This window comes from Kitasatospora sp. GP82 (assembly GCF_029892105.1).
Taxonomy (GTDB): domain Bacteria; phylum Actinomycetota; class Actinomycetes; order Streptomycetales; family Streptomycetaceae; genus Kitasatospora.
This window is the reverse complement of the sequence record NZ_JARZAJ010000061.1, coordinates 23948-30616: the sequence shown is the minus strand read 5'-3', so window position 1 is coordinate 30616 and position 6669 is coordinate 23948. Positions and strand designations below refer to the sequence as shown.

The 6669-nt window shown below is 68.1% G+C and carries 6 protein-coding genes and 1 pseudogene; 6 read left to right on the top strand and 1 reads right to left on the bottom strand.

Annotated features, from left to right (window positions below; translation table 11 throughout):
• Nucleotides 1-127: pseudogene (locus P3T39_RS34250) on the top strand (IS5/IS1182 family transposase); the annotation flags it as partial.
• Nucleotides 128-330: 203 nt separating this feature from the next.
• On the opposite strand, the gene P3T39_RS34245 reads toward P3T39_RS34250, so the two are convergent.
• Nucleotides 331-618, bottom strand: a complete 288-nt coding sequence (locus P3T39_RS34245; RefSeq protein WP_280703190.1) for a hypothetical protein — start codon at nt 616-618, stop codon at nt 331-333.
• Nucleotides 619-2614: 1996 nt separating this feature from the next.
• Between P3T39_RS34245 and P3T39_RS34240 the strand changes: the two genes are divergently transcribed.
• From P3T39_RS34240 to P3T39_RS34220, 5 genes are all read left to right on the top strand, one after another.
• Complete coding sequence (locus P3T39_RS34240) at nt 2615-3784, top strand: MFS transporter (protein ID WP_280703189.1); 1170 nt, start codon at nt 2615-2617, stop codon at nt 3782-3784.
• A gap of 18 nt (nt 3785-3802) precedes the next feature.
• A complete protein-coding gene (locus tag P3T39_RS34235; protein ID WP_280703188.1) occupies nt 3803-3955 on the top strand; it encodes a hypothetical protein in 153 nt (50 codons plus the stop codon).
• 157 nt (nt 3956-4112) lie between these two features.
• Complete coding sequence (locus P3T39_RS34230; protein WP_280703187.1) at nt 4113-4811, top strand: HAD hydrolase-like protein; 699 nt, start codon at nt 4113-4115, stop codon at nt 4809-4811.
• Between the two features lie 337 nt (nt 4812-5148).
• Nucleotides 5149-5574 carry a hypothetical protein gene (locus tag P3T39_RS34225; protein WP_280703186.1) on the top strand — a complete coding sequence of 142 codons (426 nt, stop codon included), beginning with the start codon at nt 5149-5151 and terminating at the stop codon, nt 5572-5574.
• 479 nt (nt 5575-6053) lie between these two features.
• Nucleotides 6054-6476: a hypothetical protein gene (locus P3T39_RS34220; protein ID WP_280703185.1), complete on the top strand. Its 423-nt coding sequence runs from the start codon at nt 6054-6056 to the stop codon at nt 6474-6476.
• Nucleotides 6477-6669 lie beyond the last annotated feature (193 nt).

Sequence of the window (6669 nt, the reverse complement as noted above, 5' to 3'; positions counted from 1 at the left end):
CGGCAAGGTCCGTGAAGCTGACGGCCGCAACGCGGAACCGAGCGCGGGCCTGATCGACTCGCAGTCCGTCCGCACCGCCGACACCGTCCCCGCTGGCACCAGAGGCTTCGACGCGGGCAAGAAGGTGCTCATGGCTCACCGCCCACCGGCGCCTCGCTTGGGGACTACGAGACCAGCCCCGCCCATTCGGAGACGATGATCCGCTGGGCGGTGATCGGCGTCATGGTCCGCCGGCTCACCCGGGGCCGTGCTGCGACGCGGCCAGGCCCACGCCCGCTGTCGTGAGCTGCTGATTGATACTTCACCCATCAGCGGACCGGATGACGGGGATCAGTCCCAGGGGTCGATGCCCAGGTCCGCGCCGGCATCCTCGTCGTCCTCGTGCAGGAATCGCGGAGCGGCAACGCCCTTGATGCCAATGTCACTCAGCGGCCACTCCTCGAACTGGTCGCGCAACAGCCTGACCAGGAACTCGGCCATCCCGAACGGATAGACCGTCCAGGCCGCGTGGCAGCGCGACCAAACGGCAACCGGCCAGCGGTCCGGATCGGGGTCCGCGGCGACCCAGGCCAGCGTGTCCGCCGCCTCAGTGTCGGCCCAAACAAGCATGTCCTCCACGCGTAGAGGCCATTCTGGGAGCGCATGCGCCAGTCGTCCGCCGTGTCCCGCAGCATCTCGGGAACGAGGGTGTCCACCCGGATGCCCTCCCATTCCGGCCGGCCCGTGGCCGGTCCGCGGACGACCACCAGTTGCTCGATCGTGCCCCGCCCGAAGATGCCGATGAACTGCCGATAGTCGGACGGAAGCGCCCTGCCGTACACCGCCTCAAGGCCCTTCCAGTCGAAGGCGTCCCCGCAAGTCGGCCCGATACACGACAGGAGGTGCGACAGCTCGGCGACGGCGTCGGCTCCTCCAGCTCCACCCCTGGCCGTCACCGTGTCGCTCGTGCCCGCGGGGTCGCCCATGGTGTGCCACTCCTTCGCCGTGGAGGCCGTAGAGATGATGACCGACACCAGGTTGATGCGCAGTCACGGCCGCACTCTACGCGCCGATCACGACAAGCAAGGCGCTCGTCCGAGCCCGATTCACTACGGATCTCAAACGCGGTCTCAGAGACGCTGCTCACCGAAGAGCAGCTATACCGTCTTTCGGGGATCCTCCGACTTGAGCCACCTGTTCGCGCCAACCTGTTCCTCCTCGTCTTCTCAGGCAGAAAGATTCCATCAGAAAAGGCGTCTCAAATTTCCAGTCGGGAAATTCGGGGACAATTTTCCGGACCCCCATTGCGGATGCAGCTCTCGATCTGGGAGCGTTGGCCCTGACGGTGCAGCCCCCCGCCCGCCCCGGCGGCCGGGGCCCCTTCCCCCAAATAGGGCCCCGGCCGCCGTCATGCCAATACAAGCGTCCAGCATCAGCCCCCGCCGACCACCGACAAGCAGTGACCACATATCTGACCGCTGAGCGGCCGGGATCCCCCCAAAGGGTCCCGGCCGCTTTGACGCGTGGGCGTGGCGGAACCACAAGAGGCGATTCGGGCTGATCGCTACCTCGGAGGCCGGGCTGGTTCAGGATCGCCCCGGACAACCCTGGGCAGGCACCTAGCGAAGCCGACCGCCACCACCACGCGTGCGATCCCTGCCACTTCTCCGGGCCGGGCATCGTGCCCGTCACCAGGCCAGCCGCACCAGTGACGTGTCGGCACCGCTCTCCGACGCATCGCGCCGCGAGCCCGGCAGAACCGCAGGAACGAGCCCGGACGCGCTGCACGGATCCGTTCGGCCCCGCGCACATGCCCTCATCCAGCCGTCGGCGGCGGACCTGAGTCCCGGCCGACTCGGCCCGTGCACCACGGGCGACAAGCCACGGCCGGGCCCGGGCCCTCGAATTTCTGGGCAGGAAAGATATTGGGCCGAGAGCACCCCAAATTTTCCCCCTCGGAAAACTGAAGGTACTTTCGGGCAGCCGTGATTGCGCCAACGCCTGCCCTGTTGAATAGTAGTCGTCGCACCGAAACCTGAGAGGCACTACCGCCCTCAGCCGGGCGGGGGAAATTCAGCCGCGCCACGCGGCCACGATCAAGCTCTGTTCCCAGCAGCCACAATGCCCGCTGCGGACAGATAGACGCCTGGAATTCACCCCGCTCCCCAGCCGCAGGTCAGCGTGAACCCCCGATCGTCACAGGGAGAGATCATGAACACCAGCACACGAACGGCCACCGCTGGCCGTTCAGCCCTTCGGCTGTCCGCGGCGACCGCCGCCCTCACCACCACGGGGCCCGCCTGTCGCAGCGGGAAGAGCCCCAGCTACCCGCGAAGCGGATAGCGACCACGGACATTGAGCGCTCCACCGAACGTCCGCGTCGGCTGTCAGGCCATACCGGTACCGACGCCTCGAACCACCTGCCCAGCGCCAGACGACATCGAGAAGCCGCGCTCAGCCCAACCGGGCTCCGGATTCAAGGCCCTCACCAGCCGCACTGATCCGACGCCCGCCGCGTACTCCCGACATGACCGAAGGGACGTCCATGCTCGCCACGACACCGCCGGACGGGCCTTCGGCCCCAACGGCGGCGAACGCGCCGGCCGGTCTCCGCTTCGTTCTCGCAACTCCCAGCGTGCCCCAACTGTTTCTCGGCTCACTGACCGGTCGGCTGCCGACGGCAGCAGCCCCTCTCGCGATCGTGCTGTGCACCGTGGCCAGCGGCGGCAATTACGGGCAGGCCGGCACGTTCGCCGCCCTCTACGGGCTCGCTGCAACGCTCGGCCAACCCCTGCTCGGGCGCCTGGTAGACCGCAACGGACAGCGCGGACCAATGCTCTCCGCTGCCCTGATCTCCACAACCGGGCTCGCAGCCTTCCCCGTCGCCGTCCATGCCAATGCACTCGCGGGGTCCCTGGCCGCCGCTGTCGGCGGCCTGGCGACGCCTCCACTAGAGAGTGCTCTGCGCTCGCTGTTACCCAGGGTCGTCCCGGCACACGCCCTGCCGTCTGCCTTCGCCCTCGATGTCGTGACCCAATCCGCCATGTTCGCCGCAGGCCCCCTCCTCGTCACCGCCGTCACCGGCTACCTCACACCAGCAGCAGCTCTGGCCACAGCAGCAGTCCTGGGCCTGGCAGGGACGTGGGCCATGATCCGGACCCCGCCCTCCAGGAACTGGCACCCCGCACCCCACCCAAGCGACTGGCTCGGCCCCCTTCGTTCGCCCGCCATCCGTGGACTCACCGCAGTGCTGGCACTCGTCGGGATAGCCATCGGAGCACAGAGCGTCGCCGGGGCAGCATGGGCGGAAAAATCCCACCACCCCGCAACCGCGGGGCTACTGCTCGCCGCCTTCAGCGTCGGCAGCTGCGCGGGCGGCCTCGCGTACAGTCGCCACACCTGGCACTGCTCCGCCGCCGAGCGCGTACAGCGCCTCCTCGCGGGATTCCTGCTCGCCTGGCTCCCACTGACGCTGAGCCCGGACAATACCGCCGCCATGGTGACGTTCGCAGTCCTGCCCGGCCTGCTCCTCAGCCCGATCCTGAGCACCGTGTTCACCAGCCTCCCCCCACTGGTCGAGCCCGCCGTTCTCACCGAGGCCAACGGCTGGATGATCGCCGCAGTCGGCGCAGGCAGCGCGATCGGCACCGCCACGGCCGGAGCCCTGGCTGACCATCACAGCCCCGCTGCCCTCTACCTCACCGCCGCCACAGCAGCCTCGCTCGCCGCCGCGTACGCCGCTCTGCGCAACCCGATCCCCTCCGACAGAGCTGACGCCCGCACCAGCCGTCCCCACCGGCCGTGACCCGGAATGAGGAACACGATGACGCCATATCGGGAGCTGGTCGCCGCGATCACGCAGGAACGACTAAAGGACGCCGAGCGCGAACGGCTGGCCCTTCAGTTCCAGCGCTCCTCGAAGCGACGACGCCGCGAACGCAAGCGGACCAAAGACCAGCGCAGCGAAACCACCTGACTCCCTCCGAGCTGCCACGTCAGCCGCCGGTCATCGACGAGACACCGCGTCCACGACGCTGCACCACCCACCCCGGCGCCGTCGCCAGACCACAAGAGGCCCACCCACCACATGCCCACCGTCCGCTTCCCGGGCGCAACCGATCAAGGAACACCTGATGCACCATGCCGCCCGTCCACACGCCATATGGGACTTTAATGGGACTTTGCTCGACGACAACCGGCCGAGACTGGCCGCGCTGAACGAGTCATTAGCGGTTCTCGACCTCAAGCCGATCGACATGGACACCTACCGCGCCAACTACTGCGTGCCGGTACCCCGGTTCTACGGCCGACTGATGGGGCGCATGCCCTCGGCGCACGAGTGGCAGCTGATGGACGACGTCTACCAGGCAGCCTACCTGCGCCACATGCCAACGACCGCCCACGTGATGGCAGACGCCCGCCAGGCGCTTCTGACCTGGCAGGCCAGCGGCGGTACCCAGTCGGTGTTGTCGCTCCACCAGCACGACCAGCTGCTCGCCGACCTCACCCGGTACAGACTGGGGTCGTTTTTCCGCGCGAAGCAGGGACGAACCGGTCCGACGGGCGGCACCAAGGCAGCGCTCATGCGCCGTCATGTCCGAGACCTCAGGCTGGATCCGCAGCACCTCGTCGCCGTGGGGGACTCCGCCGACGATGCACTGGCAGCCCGGGCGGCTGGAGTCTCCGTAGTCCTCTTCGCCGGCGGCTCCCACCATCGGGACGCCCTGGTGAAGACAGGGGCTCCGGTAGCGGACTCCCTCCTCGAGGCGATCGCGGTTGCGCGTGAACTCGTCAACAAGGCCCAGCTGTCCAGCGCCCGAGTACCGGCATGACTGCCCCCTCACCGTCCCGACAGGCGCCGATGTCCAGCCTCCCTCACCCACCGCGTCGGCGACCTCCCGGTCCCACTCCCCATAGACCAGCCAGCCTTCGATGGCCAGCCCCAGAGCAGTGACCGAGCACCATCCGGGCCGGGCACCAAAGCCAACAACCACCGGAGGACGGGGTGGGAGCCGTGCGGCCACGGTCGCGCTACGACAGCGACTCCGGCCACGCCCCGTCTCTACAGCCGACAGCCCCTGAGAGCCACGCCGCCACATCACGGACCACCACCCCCTCCGTGCAAGGTCCCCTCACCAGACCAGACAGACACAAACTCCGAGGAGAATCGTGAAGATCCTTCAGAAAATAGGCATCACCGCTGCTGGCGGAGCGCTCTTGGCAATCGCCGGCCAGAGCTCCGCAGCCTGGGCCTACGACCCCAACTACTTCAACGTCGATTGGCTGTCCCGCGACGGATGTGTGGCGAGTCTGGATGCCTACAACAATGACGCCCAGAGCGTCTACAAAGTCCAGGCCATGTTCGCCGAGGACGGCAACGCTCCTTCCGGCACCCGCTGCGTGGGCTGGCTCACCCGCTCGACCGACTACGGCCAGAACTGGTCCCAGATCTCCGGCACCCACACTCACTCTTCGTGGGACAACCCGTCGTGGACCAGCTGGTACTGGGACGGTCCCGGCTACCGCGCCAAGGCATGCATGATCGTCTATCGGTGGGACGCCTACCAGGGCCAGTACTGCACCCAGACGTGGTAGCGGGCGCTCAGTGTCTGGGTGAGGGCCAACGCTGACTGGACCTCCATCCGCCCCGCCTGATGCGCACGCGTGCGCATCCAGCCTGAGACCGTCGCGCTCCCGCAACCGAACCAGCGGCTCGCCGCCGGCCACAACCACCCGGCCCAGCCGCGCTTCAGCGAGACGGGGGCGGCTAGGCCGGCCGAGGCACGCAGCTCCTGCCTCCACCACACCGGCACGATCGCCTGCCTGCAGTCGCGGGCACCCAGCTCGAAGCCGTCAATCTGGCAAGTGAACACACGGGCACTGCACTGCCGTTCAGCGGTCGGATGCCCTCCAGCAGTACCTCGGCCGGGTCATGGGCCGCACGGCCCATCACCCTCGCCCGCCGGCCCCCCGCATCCGCCCGCCGACCGCGAAGGCGACCCCGTCTATTCCCCCGCGTTGGAGCCCCACGCAGCCGCCTAGCCCGGCGGGATCACCATGAGGAGATAGCCAAAATGACGACGCTGCGGACCGTTGGCGCAGTAGCTGCCGGAGTCACCCTCCTGGCCGTCGCCAGCCCGAGGCCGGCCTCGGCGTACGACCCGGCCTCCTTCACCATCCAGCAATTGTCGCAGCAGGGTTGCGTGGCGTCCCTGGACGCCTACAGCAACGATGCCCAGGGCATCTACACCGTGCAGGTCCACTTTGCGCAGTACGGCCAGACCCCTCCGGACACGAGGTGCGTGGGCTGGCTGATGCGATCGAGCGACAGCGGCCGCACCTGGTCGGAGATCTCCAGCACCCACTACAACAACACACCCACCAGCACCTCCTGGACCTACCAGTACTGGGACGGGCCAGGCTACCGCGCAAAGGCCTGCATGGAGGCCTACCAGGCGGGCAACTACCAGGGCGAATACTGCACGCAGTCATGGTGACCACGAGGAAGGCCAACCGATCCGGTGTGGTCCCACTACCGGGGTCACCCCTCACATTCGGGCCCCACCGCCCAGTGATGGGAACCTCTGCGGCCGGCGAGGAAGCGGTACCGCAAGCCAGACGAATGAGCGGCACCTCCTTACCCCCGAACGTCGGGCCCCGGTTCACGCCCCCCGACGAGACCTCCCACTG